Source organism: Massilioclostridium coli, from assembly GCF_900095865.1.
Lineage (GTDB): Bacteria > Bacillota > Clostridia > Oscillospirales > Ruminococcaceae > Massilioclostridium > Massilioclostridium facile.
The window spans coordinates 429,453-451,659 of record NZ_FMIZ01000006.1 but is presented as its reverse complement, the minus strand read 5'-3'; the positions used below and the strand labels follow the sequence as shown (position 1 = coordinate 451,659).

14 protein-coding genes and 1 tRNA gene are annotated in these 22,207 nt (G+C 38.0%); 11 read left to right on the top strand and 4 right to left on the bottom strand.

Features of this window, described 5'->3' with window-relative positions:
* Positions 1-15: 15 nt before the first annotated feature.
* From BQ2683_RS04315 to BQ2683_RS04300, 4 genes are all read left to right on the top strand, one after another.
* Positions 16-489 (top strand): PH domain-containing protein, encoded by a 474-nt coding sequence (locus BQ2683_RS04315; protein ID WP_069987525.1) that lies wholly within the window; start codon positions 16-18, stop codon positions 487-489.
* 784 nt (positions 490-1,273) lie between these two features.
* Positions 1,274-2,269, top strand: coding sequence for an alpha/beta hydrolase (locus BQ2683_RS04310; protein ID WP_069987524.1), 996 nt, complete (start codon positions 1,274-1,276; stop codon positions 2,267-2,269).
* A gap of 28 nt (positions 2,270-2,297) precedes the next feature.
* On the top strand, positions 2,298-3,266 hold the full coding sequence (locus BQ2683_RS04305) for a glycosyltransferase family 2 protein (protein ID WP_069987523.1): 969 nt from the start codon (positions 2,298-2,300) through the stop codon (positions 3,264-3,266).
* A 30-nt stretch (positions 3,267-3,296) separates the two neighbouring features.
* Entirely contained in the window at positions 3,297-3,983 is a 687-nt protein-coding gene (locus tag BQ2683_RS04300; RefSeq protein WP_069987522.1) for a hypothetical protein, read from the top strand.
* 223 nt (positions 3,984-4,206) lie between these two features.
* On the opposite strand, the gene BQ2683_RS04295 is transcribed toward BQ2683_RS04300, so the two are convergent.
* Positions 4,207-4,294: transfer RNA gene (locus BQ2683_RS04295), tRNA-Leu, on the bottom strand.
* Between the two features lie 529 nt (positions 4,295-4,823).
* A complete protein-coding gene (locus tag BQ2683_RS04290) occupies positions 4,824-7,388 on the bottom strand; it encodes a 3'-5' exonuclease (RefSeq protein WP_069987521.1) in 2,565 nt (854 codons plus the stop codon).
* A gap of 331 nt (positions 7,389-7,719) precedes the next feature.
* Here BQ2683_RS04290 and BQ2683_RS04285 point away from each other — a divergent pair, with 331 nt between their 5' ends.
* The 4 genes from BQ2683_RS04285 (at position 7,720) to rnr (ending at position 14,904) form a co-directional block, all read left to right on the top strand.
* Positions 7,720-9,705, top strand: a complete 1,986-nt coding sequence (locus tag BQ2683_RS04285; protein ID WP_069987520.1) for a DNA gyrase/topoisomerase IV subunit B — start codon at positions 7,720-7,722, stop codon at positions 9,703-9,705.
* Between the two features lie 14 nt (positions 9,706-9,719).
* Positions 9,720-11,954 (top strand): DNA gyrase subunit A, encoded by a 2,235-nt coding sequence (locus BQ2683_RS04280; protein ID WP_069987519.1) that lies wholly within the window; start codon positions 9,720-9,722, stop codon positions 11,952-11,954.
* Positions 11,955-12,464: 510 nt separating this feature from the next.
* Positions 12,465-12,716 carry a preprotein translocase subunit SecG gene (gene secG / locus BQ2683_RS04275; RefSeq protein ID WP_069987518.1) on the top strand — a complete coding sequence of 84 codons (252 nt, stop codon included), beginning with the start codon at positions 12,465-12,467 and terminating at the stop codon, positions 12,714-12,716.
* A 70-nt stretch (positions 12,717-12,786) separates the two neighbouring features.
* Positions 12,787-14,904: a ribonuclease R gene (gene rnr / locus BQ2683_RS04270; protein WP_069987517.1), complete on the top strand. Its 2,118-nt coding sequence runs from the start codon at positions 12,787-12,789 to the stop codon at positions 14,902-14,904.
* 201 nt (positions 14,905-15,105) lie between these two features.
* Here the strand turns inward: rnr and BQ2683_RS04265 are convergent, their stop codons facing one another.
* A complete protein-coding gene (locus BQ2683_RS04265; protein ID WP_069987516.1) occupies positions 15,106-16,449 on the bottom strand; it encodes a hypothetical protein in 1,344 nt (447 codons plus the stop codon).
* A gap of 269 nt (positions 16,450-16,718) precedes the next feature.
* The gene (locus tag BQ2683_RS04260; RefSeq protein ID WP_069987515.1) at positions 16,719-18,017 is read right to left on the bottom strand and encodes a two-component system regulatory protein YycI; all 1,299 of its coding nucleotides are present in this window, start codon (positions 18,015-18,017) and stop codon (positions 16,719-16,721) included.
* A gap of 532 nt (positions 18,018-18,549) precedes the next feature.
* Here BQ2683_RS04260 and BQ2683_RS04255 point away from each other — a divergent pair.
* The 3 genes from BQ2683_RS04255 (at position 18,550) to BQ2683_RS04245 (ending at position 22,035) form a co-directional block, all read left to right on the top strand.
* Complete coding sequence (locus BQ2683_RS04255; protein ID WP_069987514.1) at positions 18,550-20,355, top strand: Na/Pi cotransporter family protein; 1,806 nt, start codon at positions 18,550-18,552, stop codon at positions 20,353-20,355.
* Positions 20,356-20,434: 79 nt separating this feature from the next.
* Entirely contained in the window at positions 20,435-21,481 is a 1,047-nt protein-coding gene (locus BQ2683_RS04250; protein ID WP_069987513.1) for a LacI family DNA-binding transcriptional regulator, read from the top strand.
* A gap of 110 nt (positions 21,482-21,591) precedes the next feature.
* Complete coding sequence (locus BQ2683_RS04245; protein WP_069987512.1) at positions 21,592-22,035, top strand: RbsD/FucU family protein; 444 nt, start codon at positions 21,592-21,594, stop codon at positions 22,033-22,035.
* Positions 22,036-22,207 lie beyond the last annotated feature (172 nt).

Here is a 22,207-nt window from a genome sequence, read left to right as displayed (position 1 = left end):
TTAGGGGGGATACAGTTGCGTTTTTATACCAAAATAGATATATGGGTACATGTTGCATGTCTCTGTATTTGCTACCAGACAATTGTATTTACCTGGTTTTTAATAACACAGGATACTTCTAATTTATGGGTAGGACTTGGTACTGCAGTGGGATGGATTTTGAGCATTTTGCTTGTATTGCCTTTTTATGTATTGTCTTATAGTGAGATAAAGAAGGATACTTTAGTATTGCGTTTGGGCTTTTTAAAGCAAGCTGAAATTCCGTATGAGTGTATTTTAAAAGTGGCACCTACCACAAAGGCTTTTTTCTCTTTTGCGCTTTCTTATGACCGATTGGAGCTGGTGTGTTTAACACCAGAACATGGAAAACAGACTCTGCTAATTTCACCAAAAAACAAAGAGGAATTTATTCGACAATTACAAAAAAAGAACCCAAAAATTGACACAAATTGTCCAGGAAGTGGACTAACTGTGGAATCAAAAAGTTAAAAAATTTTCGTAAAATTCGCCAAGTTTTAAGGTTGTATTTTTAACTAAACGTCGAATTACGCAGCATATTAACCAAAATAGTGCGTTAATATATGTATTGTTGTGCCAAATGCTGATTTTACTAAAATACCGTTGACATTTGTCGATTATATGAGTATACTAAAGTTGTAATCAATCAAGATCTGAATCAACATAAAGTTCTTTTCGATTTGATTATTTGTTTTATACAGTACCTGATATGTATAGAATAAATTAAATTGAAAAAACAGTCTGCACCGTATCGGTTTTATTCCACATCCTCCTTGGTGGAAACGCAGAATGGTTGGTAACAAGATATTTTTCTCGATTTTGATTTTAAAATATATCAAATAATATTACTAAGGCAGCAGCCCAACTGCCAAGTACCCCAAAAACAGGAGAAAAATAGTTTAACGTTACACTTTATGTTGCGATTTTAGTTGATTTCAACACTTTTTCTTCTTCTCAGAAATCGCAGGAAAATGGATTTTTGGAGCATGCGCCCACATCGCTCCGCCTACGTACGTGGTAGGTTCCCCTTTTAATCCTTATAGTTTCACTGCAGATTTCGATTTTTTCCTCTCCAAATTTAAAACGTGAAAGAGAAAAGCCTACTTTATGCCCAAAAGTAGGCTTTTCTCTTTTTTGTTTTTCTTGTCAACTCATCCAAAAACATGTATAATAAAACGTAAATTCACAATATAAACATGTTACTACCATACGATTGGAAAACATGTAAATTGAAAATTCCAGAACAGGAGCTTTTATGGCAATTAATAAATTGATGAAAGCCGCATTAAAAGCGCTTTCTTATCCGGATATCAACCTAAAGAAGAATTATAAGCTGGAACGTACTTTTATGAACGTAAAAGGATACCATCCAATTAAACCCAGCTATAATGTATGGGACCACAGTGTTTTTTATCAGGATCATAAAATACCAGTGCGTATTTTTTCTCCCGTTTTGGGCAAGAATCCATCTGAGGAGATTGTGGATGAACACAATTGGAATAATACCAAGGAATACCCAATCCTTTTATTTTTCCATGGTGGGGGATGGGTTGCTGGAAATATTGACAGCTACAATCGGGTCTGTTTAAACCTGGCTACCAAAACCAAACATTTGGTTGTTTCAGTGGATTACCGTTTGGCACCGGAACACCCTTTTCCAGCAGGATTGGAAGATTGTTATGCAGTAGCGAAAGAAATTTTTCAAAAGACAGATTTACTCCACTCTAAACCGGAATATATCACCTTAATCGGGGATAGTGCTGGAGGAAACTTGGCAGCGTCAGTTTCCCTGATGGCTCGGGATCGTGGGGATTTTGAGCCTAAACGGCAGGTGCTAATTTATCCGGCTACGTATAATGATCATGGTGATACTTCCCCTTTTGCTTCCATTCAGGAAAACGGGAGTGATTATCTACTAACTTCTAAGATGTTGCAGGATTATATGGAACTGTATATGGGAAACCAGAATGATTGGGAAAACCCCTATTTTGCACCATTGTTGGCCAAGGATTTTTCCCGTCAACCAGATACGCTAATCCTTACCGCAGAATATGATCCTCTACGGGATGAAGGGGAAGCCTATGGTGAGAAACTGCGGCAGGCAGGAAACCAAGTGGAAATTATCCGGATTTCAGATGCGCTACATGGTTTTATTTCATTGCCGCTAAAATTTCAGCAAGTGAAAGAATCTATGGAATTGATCCAACAATTTATTCAAAAACATTCTGAGCCAAATTTACCAATTACATAACAGCGAATACGAAAGGGGAGAACCAGCTTTGAAAAATACATTGTATGTTGTAATTCCCTGCTATAATGAGCAGGAAGTTTTACCAGAAACAGCAAAACAGATGAAAGATAAAATGGAACAACTGATTCGCCAGAAAAAAATTTCTGATTTAAGCAGGGTTGTATTCATCAATGATGGTTCCAAAGATAATACATGGCAGATGATTTGTAAATTGCATCAAGATAACCCTCTTTTTAGTGGGATTAACCTAAGCAAAAATCGTGGGCATCAAAATGCGTTGCTAGCTGGATTAATGACCGTAAAGGAATATGCGGATATGGTAATTTCCATGGATGCGGATTTACAGGATGATATCAATGCAATAGATCAGATGGTGGATAAATATTTAGCAGGCTGTGATATTGTATATGGTGTGAGAAGCAAGCGGAAAACCGACAGCTTTTTTAAACGGTTTACAGCTGAAGCTTTTTATCGGATTATGAACCACTTAGGGGCAAATACAGTGTTTAATCATGCTGATTATCGCCTAATGAGCAAACGGGCATTGGAAGGGTTAGCTCAATTTAAAGAGGTAAATCTATTTCTGAGGGGAATAGTGCCTATGATAGGGTATCCTTCTGATATTGTCACTTATGAGAGAAAAGAACGGTTTGCTGGAGAAAGCAAATATCCGTTAAAAAAGATGTTGGCATTGGCATTGGAGGGTATTACTTCATTGAGTATTAAACCAATCCGTTTGATCACAGGATTAGGGTTTATGGTGTTTTTTGTTAGTATTGCCATGCTTATTTATATTTTAGTTCGTTTCTTTATGGGAGCCACTGTCGTTGGATGGGCTAGCGTAGCGGTTTCGGTATGGGCTATCGGAGGACTTTTGCTGTTATCCATTGGTGTAGTAGGAGAATATATTGGAAAAATCTATTTGGAGACCAAGGAGCGGCCTCGGTTTATCGTTGAAAGTTTTTTAGAGGAAGAACACAAACAAGGACATCAATAAAAAAGGAATACAAGGAGCAAAAGGGCGGATATGATAGTTCAGTTACAAGAATGGGTAAATCAGCAAGTAGAAGAAGTGGTACAGACACACCAAAAAGATTGCAGGGAACAGCGAAAAAAGGTAATACCAGTTTGTATTGTTGTGGGAATATTAATCCCAATTTTATTTGGGCTAGCACGGAAGGGACCCACGCAAAGGGTGTTTTTCATTTTTGGGATAATTGGAATTATCCTTGCTCTTTGTATGACAGTGGTGGTTTTTATTGGTTCAGCCAGCACGAAAGGAATAAAAAAATTTCAACAACGATACATACAACAAGTGGAAAAAAATTTGACCGAATCTGAACAACAGTTATTTTCAGATGAATTACAATCTAGTTCCTTTGAGGTGATTCCATTAAAATGTGGAAAAAATAAATTATTAAAACCTAAATTATTATTTGGGGATCCTTTTTGTGTCTATTGTGATGAATATGGTGGCTGTAGCTTTATTCAATTTGCTCATTTAAATTTTGTCGAATTTGAAGGAAATTTGTTTTCCCACAAGGAAAATGAATCTGCAGATACAGTGGTGATTCGTTTTCATTTGAAACAAGAGATAAACGAGAAGGATTGGGAAGATTTTTATATTTCAATGAGGGAAGCAGAATGGGCTTATCAAACGATAAGAAAAATATTTTCGGAGCTTACAATTAAGATTACTCCGGTTCAAAATTAACCCAAAGAAAAAAGTGATTAGGATATTTTTGGAAAAATGGTATAAAGCTGGTAAAGTTTTATCATTTAAGGCGGAATTATTCCATGAAAATAAAAAAGATAGTGGAATTAATAAAAACCCACTATTTTAAAATTTTAGTGTTATAAAAATACTTAGCTTTCAGTGTAGGTATCTTATTTTGGGCAAAAAAAGAGTCTGAACACAATTTGCGTTCAGACTCTTTTGGTGCCGCTGACCGGACTTGAACCGGTACGGTATTATCTACCGAGGGATTTTAAGTCCCTTGCGTCTGCCTATTCCGCCACAGCGGCTAATGAATTAACCTATATTATTCTACATGATAGTTTGAGATTTGTCAATAGGTTTTTGAAAAAAAGTTGCTTATTATTTTATAAAAAATGAAAGGAAAAAGAGAAGAAATTATTTTTTACGGAAAACCAAAGTGATTACTCTGTTATTGCTATCCTCGCAATAGCACAAAATTCCCGATCTTTGCAACAATTGATTTTGATAATGGTGGCTTTTTAGTCCTATCGAAGTAGCGATGTTTGTGATAGGAGTTTTATTCTCTCTTCCCACTATTGTGATTCGTTTATCCATTCTACTGGTATGTTTACTGCATTTATTTCGCTCTGGACTATGTTTTCGTTTGCTAATACTGGCTTTTACATTATTTCATATAATATATCGTTTTCCGCTGTATCGCAACAATTTGCGATGGAGAAAACTTAATTTATCCTCTTCAATTTTTCCGTTTAATACGTGTTTAACGGGTTGCTGAATACTGGATTGAATATTATCCATCTTATTTTAACAAACAAATGTGGAAAAGTGGAAAGTTTAAATTACATGAAGATATTTTTTTGGAATCTCCCCAATAAACCGGCTGATTTTTTTCGGCCTTCCGTCAATAGAGAGAGAACAGCTAAAATAGAGCTGCTTTTTTGCCCGGGTCATGGCCACATAAAAAGTTCGCCTTTCTTCTGCCAAATTGCCCTCTTTTTGAGAAAAATAAGAAGGAAACATATCATCCTGTAATCCAGCGAGAAATACGTAGTCAAACTCCGCTCCTTTTGCCTGATGTACGGTGATAATCGGAACCCTTGGTTTTAGTGCCAGCATACGGTCCAGGCTAGTAGCGGATAAGCTGGAAACCTCCAACAGGGCGTGGATATTGTCCCAACAACTTTTTTCGGGTTGGGATAATTCCCGTACCAGGTAACGGATTTCCTGGATATGATTTTGTTGCTGCTGTGTATTGTTAAGCTGTTCAATATGAGCGGATTGTATCACCTGTTCTACTAATTCCTGTAGCGGGGTTGTTTTGGCATCTTTTTGTAATTGCTGTAACATCTGTGCCAATTTAGCGAATTTTGGCTGGTATGCCAGATAAATTGGTTGACGCTGCAAGGCAAATTCCGGCAATTTTTTTGTCACCAAATGGATCAGGACATCCTTGGTTGCCAGAATATCATCCATTGCGTCATGGCTGGATTTTACCTGGGTATCCAATAACTGGCTTAGTGTTTCCAACTTATGGTTTGGAAGTTCTGGATAAAAACGCCTTGCCAAATCCAACGTGTCAAAATCATCGATGTAACCGGCCTGTGGCAAGCCGAGACGTGCCAATTGGCTGGAGAGTATTGTTAAATCATAGCTTACATTGTGGCCAACCACAACACGCCCATATAAAAACTGGTTGAATTCCTGTAAAACCTGTTTGGCATCTCTTCCATGTTTTTGTAAATAGGAATCACTGAAATGATGGACTGCTTCAGAGCTACCCACAGGTTTGGAGGGAATTAAAAGCTGCTCAAATTGTTCCAATACTCTACCTTCCGCATCAATCCTGACAGCGGCAATTTGAATAATTTCATCGCTGGAGGTGTCTGTCCCGGTGCTTTCTACATCAAAAACAACTACATTTTCGTTTAACAGTGCTTTTTGCAGTGGATCATACGGGTTTCCAGTCTGGATACCAGGGCGGAGCCAGTCGTTTAGGCGGATTCCAAGAGTACGATAATCTTTGCTTTCCAGCTTTTGGAGGGTTTTTATCCCCACCCCACGTACATATCCCAACATAATTCTGGCTAAACTGGTATCATCGTACCGATTAACAGCGAGGCGCAAGAAAGCCAGAATATCTTTGATTTCCTTTGTCCGGAAAAACTTATATTGGTCCGCCAACAGGAAATCAATCCATTTACCACCTTCCAGATTGATTTTTAATAGATCTTCACTCAAGCGATAGGCATGGATGTTATTCCGGCATAGTACCGCAACCCGGGATAGGTCCACATCTCCTAACTGTTGGATTTGTTGATGGATCCATGCAGCTTCATCCGCAGGATGGTCAGCGCAATGGAGTAAAATTGGATTTCCGGGGTCAGTGGCTTTTGCCTGCATCTGTTCCCCATAAATATCCTGTACTTGTTGGGGAAAGGATGTTTTTAAAAAGTCATAGGAGGCGTTTAACAACAGTTGGGTAGAACGGTAGTTTTGGTCGAATACAATGCGGGTAGGGTGATATTCCTTGGTAAACCTGCCGAAGATATCCCTTGGTTTGGACCCCCTCCATTGGTAGATGGTTTGAAAATAATCGCCGCAGAGCATTATCTTTGCGTTGCCAAATATTTTTTCTACAATTTGGTATTCAATTAGGCTGGTATCCTGTACTTCGTCAATGTGGATAAAATGGTATTGCTGTTTTATCCTGTCGCAATAGGTTTCATCACTTAACGCTTCCATCCCTTTTGCTAAAATATCGTTAAAATCTACACTATGCCGTTCTTCCAACAACCGATTATACCGTTTGACCAATCCAGCGCCGTATTTTAAGAGAAACCGATATTGTACTTGGTTTAAATTTCCACGGATACTGCATACCTGTTCCAACTTCATCCTGTCATGTTGGTAACAGTATTGAATAATCTGTTGAAAATTTAGGGTGGGAAAAATCATTTTTTGTTCTTTGATGTGGTTGATAAACTGCTGTACTGGCTGTAAATTATCGCAGCCCATGGCAGATAAATCCAGCTCTTTGAGCAGGTCAAGGCAATCATCCTCATCGCTAATCATCAAATCAGTTGAAATATCGCTTTGTTTGGCATAACCACGCACAACTTCAAAACAAAAGCTGTGGAAAGTGCGTACCGTAATATCCTTTGCGGATTCCATAGAAGAAATCCGCTCTTTCATCTCTTTACAGGCGCGGTTGGTAAAGGTAAGGCATAAAATCTGATTTCCTTCCGCTAGCCCTTGCCGCAGGATATTGGCAATCCGCAGTGCCAATGTATTGGTTTTTCCCGTTCCTGCGGCCGCCAACAATAGAATATTTTGGTCCAGCCCATCCACAACCCGTTTTTGCTGTTGGTTGAGCTGTTGATATTGTTGTTCAAATGTCATATGAATCCCTCAATTGCTCGAGAATTTTTCATTGCACCATCGGTGTATATCAATCGGATACAAAGTTGATATTCTAAATCAAATCAGATAGCCTCCGTTTATGGTACACTTTTATAGCTTATATTTTGGAATACAATTAAAAACCAATACGGTTTTTTTATTTTAGTATATCATATAAACTACGATACAAGCAACGAAATGCAGGGGATTCGACAGGTTAAAAGTTGACTTTCGGGATTTTTCCAGTTAAAATAAGAATTTAGAGCTTAATTTTTAGGATGAAAGAATAGAACAAGCATTTGTATGGACAAGGAAAAGCAGGAGAGTGCAAATGGTAAAAAAATCAAAAAACACATACGATAATGATAGTATTTCCTCCTTAAAGGGTGCGGACAGGGTCCGGAAGCGCCCAGGGGTTATTTTTGGTTCCGATGGCCTGGAAGGCTGTGAACATTCTGTATTTGAAATTTTATCCAACTCAATTGACGAAGCCCGGGAAGGGTTTGGGCATAAGATCGTGATTACCCGGTATCAAGACCATTCGGTAGAAGTAGAGGACTTTGGACGGGGTATCCCAGTGGACTACAATAACAATGAGCAACGATATAACTGGGAGCTGGTATTCTGTGAATTATACGCTGGTGGTAAGTACAATACCAATTCAGCGGAGAGTTATGAGTTCTCTTTAGGGCTGAATGGGCTTGGTCTGTGCGCTACCCAATATTCTTCGGAATATATGCAGGTGGAAATCCACCGTGACGGATTATGCTATGAGCTGGAATTTGAGCATGGCGAAAATATAGGAGGATTGAAAAAATCCGAGAGTTCCCGCAAACAGAGTGGGACCCGTATCCGTTGGAAACCGGATATTCAGGTGTTTACCGACATCGACATTCCAGCGGATTATTACCGGGATATTTTAAAACGGCAGGCGATTGTCAATAATGGGCTGCTTTTTGTGTTCCGCAACCAGACGGACAAGGGATTTGAAACCGAAGAATTCCTCTATGAAAATGGAATTGAGGATTATGTGAAAGAGATTGCTGGGGATACGGCGCTGACCTCAGTACAGTACTGGTCCACTGAGCGGGTAGGACGGGATAGGCCGGATAAGCCGGAATATAAGGTAAAATTATCCGTGGCGTTGACTTTTTCCAACCGGGTAAAATGCACAGAATATTACCATAACTCCAGCTGGCTGGAACATGGGGGTTCTCCAGAACGGGCGGCAAAACAAGCAACTGTTTCCCAAATTGACGCCTACCTCAAACAGAACGGGAAATATCTGAAAAACGAAAGCAAGATTTCGTTTTCTGATGTAGAAGACTGCTTGGTTTTGATTTCCTCTTCTTTTTCCACCCAGACTTCCTACGAAAACCAGACCAAAAAGTCGATTACCAATAAATTTATTTACGAGGCAATGACGGATTTCCTGAAACATCAATTGGAAATCTACTTTATTGAAAACCCAATGGAAGCGGGCAAAATCGCGGAACAGGTATTAATCAACAAACGCAGCCGCGAAAAGGCAGAAAAGACAAGGTTGAACTTGAAAAAGACCTTATCCGGAAATATGGATATTGCTAACCGTGTACAGAAATTTGTGGATTGCCGCAGCAAGGATATCTCCATCCGGGAACTGTACATTGTGGAAGGGGATTCCGCTTTGGGCGCTTGTAAATTGGGGCGTGACGCCAATTTCCAGGCAATTATTCCAGTGCGGGGGAAAATCCTCAACTGTTTAAAAGCAGATTATGATAAAATCTTTAAAAATGATATCATCAGTGATATTGTCAAAGTGTTGGGCTGTGGCGTAGAGGTCAAAAGCAAGGCGAACAAGGATTTATCCATGTTTGATTTGAATGGCTTGCGTTGGAATAAGGTAGTTATCTGTACCGATGCGGATGTGGATGGGTTCCAAATCCGTACTTTGATTTTAACTATGATTTACCGTTTGATGCCTACTTTAATTGAGGAAGGCTATGTGTATATCGCGCAGTCCCCTTTATTTGAGATCAATACCAAACAAAAAACCTATTTTGCCTATAGTGAATCCGAAAAGACCAAAATCCTTTCGGAGCTGAAAGGGCAGAAATTCACTTTACAGCGTTCCAAAGGACTGGGGGAAAACGAGCCAGATATGATGTGGCTGACCACCATGTGCCCGGATACTAGGCGGTTGATTAAAGTAACTCCAACCGATGCCCAGGCGACCTCTGAAATGTTTGACCTGATGTTGGGGGACAACTTACAGGGAAGAAAAGATTATATTGCTGAATTTGGCGCCGATTATATCGACCAAGCAGATGTTTCTTAAGGAAGGAGGACCAAATGGCTCGAAAAAAATCTGACACAACACCAAAAAAGGTAAACCATGAAGCTTATATTGAAGGGGCAGGGATTGTAGAAGAACAAGCAATTACTGAAACCTTGGAGAAAAACTACATGCCCTATGCCATGAGTGTTATCCTTTCCCGTGCTTTGCCGGAAATTGATGGGTTTAAACCATCCCACCGGAAATTATTATATACAATGTATAAAATGGGGCTGCTAACAGGGCAAAAAACCAAATCCGCCAACGTGGTGGGACAGACGATGAAACTGAATCCCCACGGGGACGCCACGATTTATGAAACCATGGTGAGGCTCTCCCGTGGCTATCAGGCGTTATTGCACCCTTATGTAGACAGTAAGGGGAACTTTGGCCGTGCCTATTCCAGGGATATGGCATATGCTGCTTCCCGTTATACCGAGGTAAAGCTTGACCCAATTTGTGGGGAGCTTTTCCGAGATATTGACAAGGATACTGTGGATTTTGTTCCAAACTACGATAATACCACAACAGAACCATTGTTGTTGCCTACTACCTTCCCTTCGATTTTGGTCAATGCCAACGTGGGGATTGCGGTATCCATGGCAAGCTCGATTTGTCCATTTAATTTGCAGGAAGTGTGCGAAACCGCCATTGCCTATTTAAAAAATCCGGATTGTGAGATTTCCGAAACTTTAAAAGGGCCTGATTTCCCAGGCGGCGGCTTTTTGGTGCAAAACCAGGAAGAACTGGAAAAAATTTACCGGACGGGTAGAGGTTCCGCTAAAGTCCGTTGCCGGTATGCTTATGATAAATCCCAGAATTGCATTGATATTACGGAAATTCCGCCAACCACTACCGTAGAAGCGATTATGGATAAAATTATTGATTTGATTAAATCCAATAAAATCCGTGAGATTTCCGATTTAAGGGATGAAACCGACCTTTCCGGCTTAAAACTGACATTGGACTTAAAGCGTGGGACAGATCCGGACAAATTGATGCGCCGTTTGTTTAAAATGACGCCGTTGGAGGATTCTTATTCTTGTAACTTCAATGTACTGGTTGGGGGGACGCCACAGGTATTAGGTGTCCGGGGCATTCTGGAAGAATGGTCTGCGTTCCGTATGGAATGTATCCGCCGCCGAGTATGTTTTGAGCTGAATAAGAAAAAGGACAAGCTCCATCTGTTGACTGGTTTGCAGAAAATTATTCTGGATATTGATAAAGCCATCCGGATTATCCGGGAAACCGAAGAAGACAGCGAAGTTGTGGCAAACTTAATGATCGGTTTTGGGATTGATGAAATCCAGGCGGAATTTATTGCAGAAATCAAGCTGCGTAACCTAAATAAGGAATACTTGTTAAAGCGCACCCAGGAAATCGAACAGTTAAAACAGGATATCCAGGAGATGGAAGAGATTCTGGCAGAAAAACGCAAAATCAAACAGATTATTATCAAAGAACTGAAGGATGTTATCAAAAAATATTCCCAACCAAGAAAGACGCTCTTTATTTATCCAGAGGAAGACTTGGAAGATCTGGAGGAAGAAACAGTTCCAGATTATCCAGTAAACTTGTTCCTGACAGCGGAGGGATATTTGAAAAAAATCACTCCCCAATCTTTGCGCATGAGTGGGGAACATAAACTAAAAGAAGATGACCAAATCATCACCCACATTGAAACAACCAATAATACCGATTTATTGTTTTTTACCAATCAAGCACAGGTGTACAAAACCAATTTAAGCCAGTTTGCAGATACCAAAGCCAGCGTAATGGGGGATTATGTACCTGCAAAATTAAACTTTGATGAGGAAGAAAGAATTGTGGGGATGGCGTATACCAAAGATTATTCTGAAACCATGTTATTTTTCTTTGATAATGGCAAAGTCTCAAAGGTACCATTAAGTTCCTACGCAACCAAAACCAACCGTAAAAAATTAGCAAAAGCTTACGGAACGAAGGCTCCTTTGGTGACTTGTTTCTGCCAGCAGGAAGATCAAGAATATTTGATGGTTTCCAATAACCAGCGGTATTTATTGTTCCATTCTGGTATGATTCAATCCAAAACGACCCGTGACAATCAAGGGGTTGCGGTGATGACCTTAAATAAGAACTGCTTGCTGGAGCAGGTAAAGCCTTATCAGGAGGATATGCTGGAAAATGCCCATCGTTTCCGTACCAAATCGGTACCCGCCAGAGGGGCTGTTTTGCGGGAAGAAGATAAAGGGGAACAGTTAAAACTTTCCTAACCACAATGTAAAAATTAAAAATTTTTTCAAACTGGGGTTACTCTTATCCTACAATTTTGTGGCATACTAATAGTAAACATTTTTACAAGATATACTCATGGTGTGCCTATGTAAAATTTTTTCTTTTACTCATAACAAAATAATTGTGTGGGAAAATATCAATTTTTAACATCTGATTTGATATGTGCCCTGGATCTGTAGTTGATTCACTTCAGTTAGTTTTTTGCTTCACATAAAAATACCGCCAGTTTTCTGGCGGTAACATCACAATTTAGAAAAGCAAACGCAATTTTTAGCAGATTAAAAAACAAATTTTATTATAAAATAAAATTACTTTCTAACATGCTGATTTCTTTTTTGTTGTGATGTACTTTTAGTATCAACAAAAAATTTTAATATATTCTTAGAAAATTGTTCCATTGTGTAAACAAAATACTTGCATTTTTATGGTTTGTATGTTATCATATGAAATGCACATAATTTTTTTAGATTATGATGGAGGTTACATTCATGAGCGTATTACAAATTGTCGGCGGGGCTCTGCTGTTACTGGCTAGTATTATAATTATCGTTTTGGTTATGCTGCAAGAAAGCAAAGACAGAGGTTTGTCTGGTCTGACAGGTGGCAGTACAGAATCTTATTTAGATACCAATGGTAACAGAACAAGAGATGCACAGCTTTCTAGATTTACAAAATTCGTTGCAATCGCATTTTTTGTATTATGCATTGCTATCAACGTTGTTGCGGTTTTTGTAAAATAAGAGCACATGAAACTCATAAATGCCCTGCGTTTTCTGCGCAGGGCATTTTACTAGTTACAAGGAGAGACTCATGAAAAAAAATATTGATGATAAATTATTGGCGGCAATTGTAAGATCAGGCAAAAAAGGGCTCTTATTTGGGGAATTAAAGAAAGTGGCAAGAGGAAAAAATATTACGCTGGATATGGTGCGGAATTCGATTCAGCGCCTTTGTGCCAATGGAAAAACCGTATATTTGAAAAATCGGTATTATACACCAAAGGCATTGGGGATTTATCCTGCAAAAATTGTCCGCAATAATCGGACGTTTTGTTTTGCACAGCGTTTATCGGATGATGCCCAGATTTTTATTCCTGGCAAACATAGCCAAGGGGCAATGCAGGATGACTTTGTTCTGGTAAAGCCACAAAAACAACTTGGTGAGAGTGAAGAAGGCGTTGTGGTTTCGATTACCCAATATGGCCCATCTACCTTTACTGGTATCTTACAAAAACAAGGAAAGCGTTATTTTGTTATGCCGGATTCCCTTTCCAAAGACCTAATCCCTGTTACGATACCAGAAGGGATAGAAGCTGCTATAGGAGATAAAGTGATAGCTAAGGCAATTTCCCGTGGAAACCGCCACAGTGAACACAGGTGCGAACTGGTAAGCAGTCATGGCAGCGCTGAAACTGCTTCGGCATGTGCGGCAGCTATTTTAGAGGCAAACGGAATTAGCACAGAATTTCCTTCTGAAGTACAAGATAATGCGGCTAGAATTGCACAGAAAGGGATTTCTGATGTGGAACGCCGCCACCGTTTGGATTTGACGGACTTACCCATTTTTACAATTGATAGCGCGGAATCCAAAGACTTAGATGATGCCATCTCGATTGAAAAAGGGGAACATTGCTATTATGTTGGGGTGCATATTGCGGATGTCTCCCACTATGTAAAATACCGTTCACCATTGGACTTGGAAGCATTTGAACGGGGAACTAGTATTTATTATGCTAACAAAGTAGTTCCTATGTTACCAAAGGAACTTTCCAATGGAATTTGCTCTTTAAATCCAGATGAGGAACGTTTGGCATTTTCCGCACTGTTAAATGTTGGATTTGATGGGAAATTAACCAATTTTACCTTTAAAAAGACGATTATCCGTTCCCGAATCAAAGGAATTTATAAAGAAATTAACAGCATTTTGGATGATACTGCTACAGAAGAAATCAAGCAAAAATATGAGATTGTAAAGCCAGAAATCCAATTGATGTATGAACTATACCAAATCCTGTTGAAAAATAAGATCAAACGAGGTGCCCCACAAATTGAAACAACCGAAAGTAAGATTTTAATTGATGACCGGGAACAGATTGTAGATATCCAGCCAAGGACGCAGGGAATATCAGAAGGGATTATTGAAGAATTTATGTTATTGGCAAATGAGGCAGCCGCTACTCTTGCCAGAAAACAGGATATTCCATTTGTTTACCGTGTTCATGAACGACCATCCCCTGAAAAGGTTTCCAGCTTGAAACAAATTTTAGACCGGTTAGGGTTACCATCCAACAAGGTAGAACCTAAAATGAAGCCTGGGGTGATGTCCAAGATATTGGAAAAATCCAGAGATACAGAATTGTTCCCCATTGTAAATACACAGGTTTTGCGCACCATGTCCAAAGCAAAATACAGCGAATTCCCCATTGGACATTATGGTTTGGCATTGGAAAATTATTCTCATTTTACTTCTCCAATTCGCCGTTATCCTGATTTAACGATCCATCGCATTTTAAGTGACCTGCTGTGTTATCATGATAGTATGGATGCCATTCAAAAACGTTACCAGAAATTTGTGGTACAAGCTGCTCGTCATTCCAGTGAAACTGAAATGCTTGCTATGCAGATTGAACGTGATTGTGAGGACTGTTATAAAGCGGAATATATGACCCACCATATTGGTGAAATATTTGAAGGGATTATTATTTCGGTATTGGGGAGGGGATTCTATGTAGAACTTCCTAATACAGTGGAGGGATATATCAAAATAGAAAGTTTGGATGGACCTTATGAATATGATGGATTTATCCGTTTGAATAATTCTGTGACAGGAAAATCCTATCAAGTAGGGCAGCATGTTATGGTGCAATGTGTTGCTGCGGATGTGAATGCGGGAAATATTGATTTTGAACTGGTCGAACCAGAAAAATAGAATATCCAAAAAGTAGCCTCTAATTTTAGAGGCTACTTTTTTACTCATATATGAAATTCAAGCAAAAAAAGTTGTAATAGGATTTGAAATTATTTTTTATTAGAAATATAGTATACAAGTTTTATTTTACTTATAGTAATTTATATTTCAATTTATACAAATATAATAAGATCTGTTATTGTATTAATAGATGATTTTGGATTAACGGTAGTTCATCATTTCTCCAGTAATCGCATCTACATAATCCTTAGTAACATAGTTTTGTTCTTCTTCCGGCAATTCTGGATTCACTTTTGTTTGTGAGGATATTACCCAGGCAGGGCGTAATTCAAAGTTAAAATCTTCTTCATATTTTGGAACATATAATAATTGGATTTTAACCGCTTTTCTCGCTTCTTCTTCAAAAGCGTTTTTATATTTTTCGGCGTATACCGAGATTGCCTGTTCCATGCTGATGCAAGACAGGTTTTTTTGTGTTGTTTTTACATTATAGATATCTCCGAAATAAAAATAGAAAATGCCATTTTGGTTGACAAATGCCTGTAGGCCGCTTCCGGTGGTCATGATGGGGTCATTGAGTACTTTGCCAGTCAGATTAGGGGTGCTGCTGTCTGTAAATTTGACACCGCCTAACATCATGTTGTAAGTAATATAATAGCACTCTTGATTTTGATTGGTCCATTCTGTTGGGACACCAGAAGCATATTGGATACTATCCGCATTCGGTTTTACTTCATTTTGAATCCATTTGTTTACGGATTCTATATCCAGGGCATACACATTAGGATTTCCTAAATTTTGAATTCCCAGGGCATTTATTTTTTCTTCCACCATTGCAAGGGCAGAATCTTTACTAAATCCAGCTAATTCCTCTTTTGGAAAGCGGTTTCTCAATACGATGTCCTTTGATTCGGATTGCCCTACACTAAGGATGGGGATTTTAGCTGGATTACTTAGGTCATCATAGATTGAAGTTATTTTACTAGAATTATCTGTGAACATATGGAAATTATTGCTAATCAATAAACTTTCTCCATCTATCGTTTGATCTTGATAATTATAGTTTGGAATTGTGTCATCGTTCAGCATCATATCCTGCATATGGTTTTGCGAGGCAAACTGCTTTCCAGGAATGAATGTATCGACCCATTTTTGATATACTTTTTCAGTATCTTGTAAGGTAGCTTGATATAGGTTATACGTACCTTCTGGATATACTTCAATATCAGCTTCTATGGTAAGGTATTGTTCCAATGACCCTTTTAAATAGTCCGGAAGTTTTGAAAGGTCGGTTACCCCTTTGATGTCTTTTAGGCTACCTGGACGTTGTCTGCTTGCGTTTGGCGTTGTGGCATCTGTATTGTTATCTCCCTCTGCGGTATTATTGTTATTGGCTGATTGGGAAGCAGATGGGCTATTACTAGAGCCATTGTTTAAAGCGGCTGAGTCTGTGTCTTCCCCTTTGTTCGAGCATCTGGAGCATCCGCTACAACAGAGTAAAAACAGCCCAACGGCTAGTAGGATACTGATTATTTTTTTTAACATACAAATCCACCTCCATCAATCTTTCTACTTTTTGTTACAACTTAATCAAGCAAAATGAACTTACTATCTACTTATATCGTACCGTAACTATAAGAAAAGCAGATAAAATATCAATATTTGTCGAAATTTAGTATAAAAATCAATTGATAATGATTCAATAGGTTATTTTTGTAAAAAATTCACTAATTGGTATGTGAAAAATTATAAAAGAAAAACAGGTGCTGTTCTTTTACAAAAAAGCTTTCTAATTTTTTAAAATTTTTTATATTTTAATGGAAGGTCATTAATTTTCCTGTGATGGCATCAACATATTCATATTGTTCAATATCATTTGACGTATCCATATCTGAAGTATTATGCCAAGCAATAATCCAGGTAGGATGTAGCTCAAACTCATTTTTGGATAGTGTGGTTTCTTTAGGGACGTATTGTAGACTAATATAGGTAACTGTTTTGGATTCTTCAGCAAAAGTGTTTTTATAATTTTCTAAAAATTGCTTCAAAGCATTTTCTAAGCTGATAATAGAAATATTTTGTTGAGTTGCATTTGCCTGGTAAAAATCGGTTGCTTCAAAAGAAATAATTCCATTTTGATTGATAAAGACTGTAAGCTTTGTACCATACGAATTGGTGACTATCGGTGGTTGTATCTGGTTATGGGTTATTTTTACACCATCTACACAGCAGTCGTATACAATATAATAACATTCTTGGGAACGATCCCAGCTAGCTGGAACACCGGTTTGACTCAAAACAGGGTCATTTTTAATAGAATTCACCCAGTTATTTACAGAATCCACATCCATTGCGTATACACGGGGTTGTGATAGATTGGATATCCCCAATGCTTGGATTTTTTCATTTACCTGTTGGATAGCGGATTCTTTAGGAAAGTTTTCTAGTTCTTGTTTAGGAAAACGTTCCCTTAAAGTTAATTCTCCCATATCATCTGCAAAAGCAATATAATGATAAGGCTGACTATTATCATCGTAAATGGATGTTACCTTACTGGAGAGGTTTCGGTATTGCTGTTTGTGGGTATCTAGAATCAAGTACTCATTGTCTATTGTTTGGTAATTATATTGGTAGTTGTAATCTCCGTTTTGAGGTTCAGATAGATTTTGTGTAGCCAGTTCTTTACCAGGAATAAAGGCAGAAATCCATTGTTGGCAAATATCCTTTGGTTCTAACAGGAACGCTTTATAAAGGGAATAGTTTTGTTCTGGATATATCTCAATATCTGCTTGTATGGTGATATATTTTTCTAAGGAACCTTCTAGATAATCTGGAAGTTTGGATAAATCTGTAACCCCTATGATATCCTTTAAACTGCCTGGATTTTGCCTAATTGTATTTTTTGTTGTGGAATCCGTTTCTGTATTCTTTTCTTCCCCGTTTCCGATATTTTCATTATCTACAGATTGGGAAGCATATGGGCTGTTATTTGTGTCGTTTTCCAAAATTGATGAATCTGATCCATCCTCTTTTTTGGAACAACCAGAGTACCCACTACAACATAGGATAAATAAACCAGCTACCAATAAGATGCTAATTGCTTTTTTTAACATGTCAATTCACCTCTTTTTGTTTTGACGCTTGGCTTAAAATAAATTGATTTCAAATAGATTACTATCTACTTATATTGTACCGTAATTATAAGAAAAGTAAATAAAAATATCAATATTTGTCGAAATTTAGTATAAAAATCAATTAATAATGATTCGATGGGTTATTTTTGTGCAAAATTAGGTATTTTTGTAAAAAGTTCACTAATTGGTATGTAAAAAATTACAATTAATGTATTTCAATAAATCATAGAACCGTTACCAAAATAAAGAGAAAAAATAGTTTTAAAAATTATCACTTAAAGTGTGCTATTTGAGACAGTTTTTGAAAAAATAAAAATGATAAAAGCAAATAAAGTAAAATATATGTTATATCTAGGTAAAAAATAAGTAAAAACAAGAGGAAACCTTGGCATAAATGACAGGACTAAATTTTAAAAAAACTCTGTACAACTGATTTCGGAAAATGGTATAATAAAAAAGTACATGGATTTTAACGGCATCAACAATACTTTTATTTTACCGGAGGACAACCATGAACTTTTTTACTGTTGTATCCCTTTTTGGTGGTTTGGCACTTTTCCTGTATGGTATGCACGAAATGAGTGCTGGACTAGAAAAATTTTCGGGGGGTGCATTGGAACGCACCTTACAAAAATTTACCAGCAATATTTTTAAGGGAGTTTTATTTGGTTTAGTAGTAACAGCGTTGATACAAAGTTCTTCTGCAACTACTGTATTGATTGTAGGCCTTGTAAACGCAGGTATTATTAAATTAAAACAAGCTGTAGGGATTTTGATGGGTGCTAATATTGGTACTACGGTTACTGGACAGATTACCCGTCTACTCGATTTGGATGCTACTGGCAACCCAATTTTGGAGTTTTTTAAACCCTCTACCTTAGCCCCTTTGGTTGCTGTAATTGGTATTATTTTGATTATGTTCTGCAAAGGCAAGAATCAAAAGATCATTGGACAGATTGCAATGGGATTTGGCGTCCTGTTTACCGGTTTGTTAAATATGTCGGCATCTGTAGAGCCATTGAAAGATAACCCGGTATTTTTGGGTATCTTGGAGAAGTTTTCTGCTTTTCCTATTTTAGGGCTATTAGCTGGTATTGTGATTACCGCAATTATTCAAAGTTCTTCCGCTTCGGTTGGTATGTTGCAGGCTCTTAGCTCAACTGGAGCATTGACATTTGGCTCCACTTACCCTATTATTTTGGGGCAAAATATTGGTACCTGTGTGACATCTTTGATTTCCAGCATCGGTGCGAATAAAAATGCGAAACGTACTGCTGCTGTCCATATTTATTTTAACGTAATTGGAACTCTTATTTTCCTGGTTGCCATGACAATCTTACATATGTTGGGCGTATTTGATGGAATTTGGAATCAGGCAATGTCTAGCGGGGATATTGCAAATTTCCATACTGTTTTTAATATCGTAACAACTTTACTATTGCTGCCATTTGCTAGCGCTTTAGAAAAGCTGGCAGTGGTTACTATTAAAGACAAGCCATCTGAAGAAGATGAAGATGAGGTAGCAACTGGTTTGGAAGGATTGGACGACCGTTTTCTCGTATCTCCAACTTTGGCGCTGAACCATTGTTCTACTATTGTAGGGAATATGGGGAAAAAGTCGTTAAAAAATTTCCATGCTTCTATCAAACAAATCCGTGAATATGACCCGAAAAAAATAGAACGGATTCAGGAACGGGAAAATACCATTGATATGATGGAGGATTCCCTTGGAAATTATATGGTAAAATTAGCAGATTGTGAGTTGTCCGACGACGACAATAAACAATTGACTTATTTACTGCATATTATTTCTGAATTTGAGCGGATTGGGGATTATTCAATCAACCTGGTTGAACAGGCAACAATATTAAATGATAAAAAGATTAAATTTTCTGAAAACGCGCAAACGGAACTAAAAGTGTTGGCTAGCGCAGTAGAGGAAATTATTACCTTATCCTTACAGACTTATGAACAAATGGATTTGGTTGCAGCAGTTCGTGTGGAACCCTTGGAAGAAACCATTGATAGTATTCAAGAAATATTGAAGAGCAGGCATATCGAACGCTTAAAAACAGGATTATGTACGGTGGATACTGGTGTTATCTATTTGGATTTATTGACTAATTTAGAACGTATCTCTGACCACTGTTCCAATATTGCGGTGTATACGATTGGGGCCCATTTAGGGAAAAGCGAAATCAATCGACATGAATATATTCAAAAAATCCACAATAGTAAAGAGGGCTCCTACGTTTCTGATATGCAGTATTTTTATCAGAAGTATACTGCTCTAATCGAACAGGAAGAATCCTTTTGACAAAAATAAATTTGAACAGGACCCTGGCTACTACTGGGGTTCTTTTTGTATTTTTTCAATGGAAAGGAGTAGGGAAAATTTGAATCAGCAAATAGGGGGAAAAAATAATAAGAAAAAACCAACCATGAAAGACGTGGCAAACCGATCTGGAGTTGCGCTGTCCACAGTATCCCATGTGATCAATGGAACTGCGCCAATTACAGAGGAAGTAAAGCGGAGGGTAAATCAATCCATCCAGGAATTGAATTATATTCCAAATGCGCTGGCACGCCGTTTGCGGCAGGATAGAACCCATATGATTGGGATTATTGTACCGGATATTTCTAACGAATTTTATTCCAAAACAGCTTCTACGATTATTCGCCATTTTAGCAATGATGGATATACTACTGTTATGGTGGATACAGGATATAGTTTAAAACGGATGCAAAAAAATGTAGATACCCTAATTGAACAACGGATAGATGGCTTAATTGTATTGGGCGGAGGGAACGATGAACATATTCTCAACCATGCTGCAGAAACAGGGGTTAAAGTGCTTTTGGCAGATCGGCATTATGAAGATTATCCTTCTGTGGAATTTCAATATCAAGAATATATGGATCAAACTATCTGTTACCTTCATGAAAAAAGATTTCGAAAAATAGGGTATATTAGTGAATCATTGGATATGGTCAATTTACAGGAACGATACGATGGGTTTATCCAGGCGATGAAAAAGTACCATGTCAGGATCAATCCAGACTGGATTATTACAGACCGCTGGCTACAGTTAGAAAAAATGGATAGTGGAAAAGTTGTGATGCAGGAGCTGATTCAAAAACTAGAGGGATATGACATGCCGGAGATTATAATTGCCTCCAGTGATATGATTGCCATTGGCATTATGGACGCCCTACAGGAAAATGGGTACCATGTTCCAGAAGATGTTGGAGTCATTGGCATTGATGATATTGCGTTGGCACGGTATTGCAGGCCTTCCTTAACTACGATCCGACAGGATTATGAGGTGTTTGGAAGAAAATGCTATGCAACATTAAAACGATATATGGAGCACAATTTGCGGCAAAAACATTATTATATTCCCGGAAAACTGGTAATCCGTAACTCCATTCGAAAATTATAGTGATGAACAAATTTTATAGCATATTTTTGTGTAAAATATACCTTGAAAATACCGCAAAAAAGAGATATAATGAAAACGATTTTGTTGTTTGATGGAGTGGAGGAATTGCAGTGTTAAAAGGAATCCCAAACATTTTATCTCCTGAATTATTAAAGGTTTTAGCTGAAATGGGCCACAGTGATACCATTATTTTGGCAGATGGAAATTTTCCGGCTGAGTCAAAAGGCAAAAATGCGAAGGTAATCCGTTGTGACGGACATGGTGTACCCGAATTGCTGGATGCGATTTTAAAGGTGTTTCCGTTGGATACTTATGTAGAAAAACCAGTAAAATTAATCCAAGTAGATCCAGGTTTCGAAGTAGAAACCCCTATTTGGGATACATTTTATGAAATTATTGGGAAATATGACGAGCGTGGCGCATCCGCTGTAGGTACAATGGAACGGTTTGACTTTTATCAAAAATCAGAACAAGCTTATGCCATTGTTGCTACCAGCGAAAAAGCATTGTATGCTTGTATGTCTTTACAAAAAGGTGTTATCCAGCCAGAGTAATCAAAGAGAGAAGAGAACAAAAATCCCCTGTGTAAACATGACACAGGGGATTTTTGTTGGTTACGGAAACCATCGGCTCTACCAGTGTATGTCCTGTAAAAAATTTTAGCTTCAAGTACTGAGTGAAATGAGCCGCTAACAGTAATAATTTTCCGATGAGATACAGATTGTT

What these genes read in the sequence shown, in the direction of transcription:
- BQ2683_RS04285 (WP_069987520.1), top strand. Translation starts at nt 7,720, where the DNA reads ATGGTAAAAAAATCAAAAAACACATACGATAATGATAGTATTTCCTCC.
- secG (WP_069987518.1), top strand. Translation starts at nt 12,465, where the DNA reads ATGAGCGTATTACAAATTGTCGGCGGGGCTCTGCTGTTACTGGCTAGT.
- BQ2683_RS04290 (WP_069987521.1), bottom strand. Translation starts at nt 7,388, where the DNA reads ATGACATTTGAACAACAATATCAACAGCTCAACCAACAGCAAAAACGG.
- rnr (WP_069987517.1), top strand. Translation starts at nt 12,787, where the DNA reads ATGAAAAAAAATATTGATGATAAATTATTGGCGGCAATTGTAAGATCA.
- BQ2683_RS04310 (WP_069987524.1), top strand. Translation starts at nt 1,274, where the DNA reads ATGGCAATTAATAAATTGATGAAAGCCGCATTAAAAGCGCTTTCTTAT.
- BQ2683_RS04280 (WP_069987519.1), top strand. Translation starts at nt 9,720, where the DNA reads ATGGCTCGAAAAAAATCTGACACAACACCAAAAAAGGTAAACCATGAA.
- BQ2683_RS04260 (WP_069987515.1), bottom strand. Translation starts at nt 18,017, where the DNA reads ATGTTAAAAAAAGCAATTAGCATCTTATTGGTAGCTGGTTTATTTATC.
- BQ2683_RS04300 (WP_069987522.1), top strand. Translation starts at nt 3,297, where the DNA reads ATGATAGTTCAGTTACAAGAATGGGTAAATCAGCAAGTAGAAGAAGTG.
- BQ2683_RS04265 (WP_069987516.1), bottom strand. Translation starts at nt 16,449, where the DNA reads ATGTTAAAAAAAATAATCAGTATCCTACTAGCCGTTGGGCTGTTTTTA.
- BQ2683_RS04255 (WP_069987514.1), top strand. Translation starts at nt 18,550, where the DNA reads ATGAACTTTTTTACTGTTGTATCCCTTTTTGGTGGTTTGGCACTTTTC.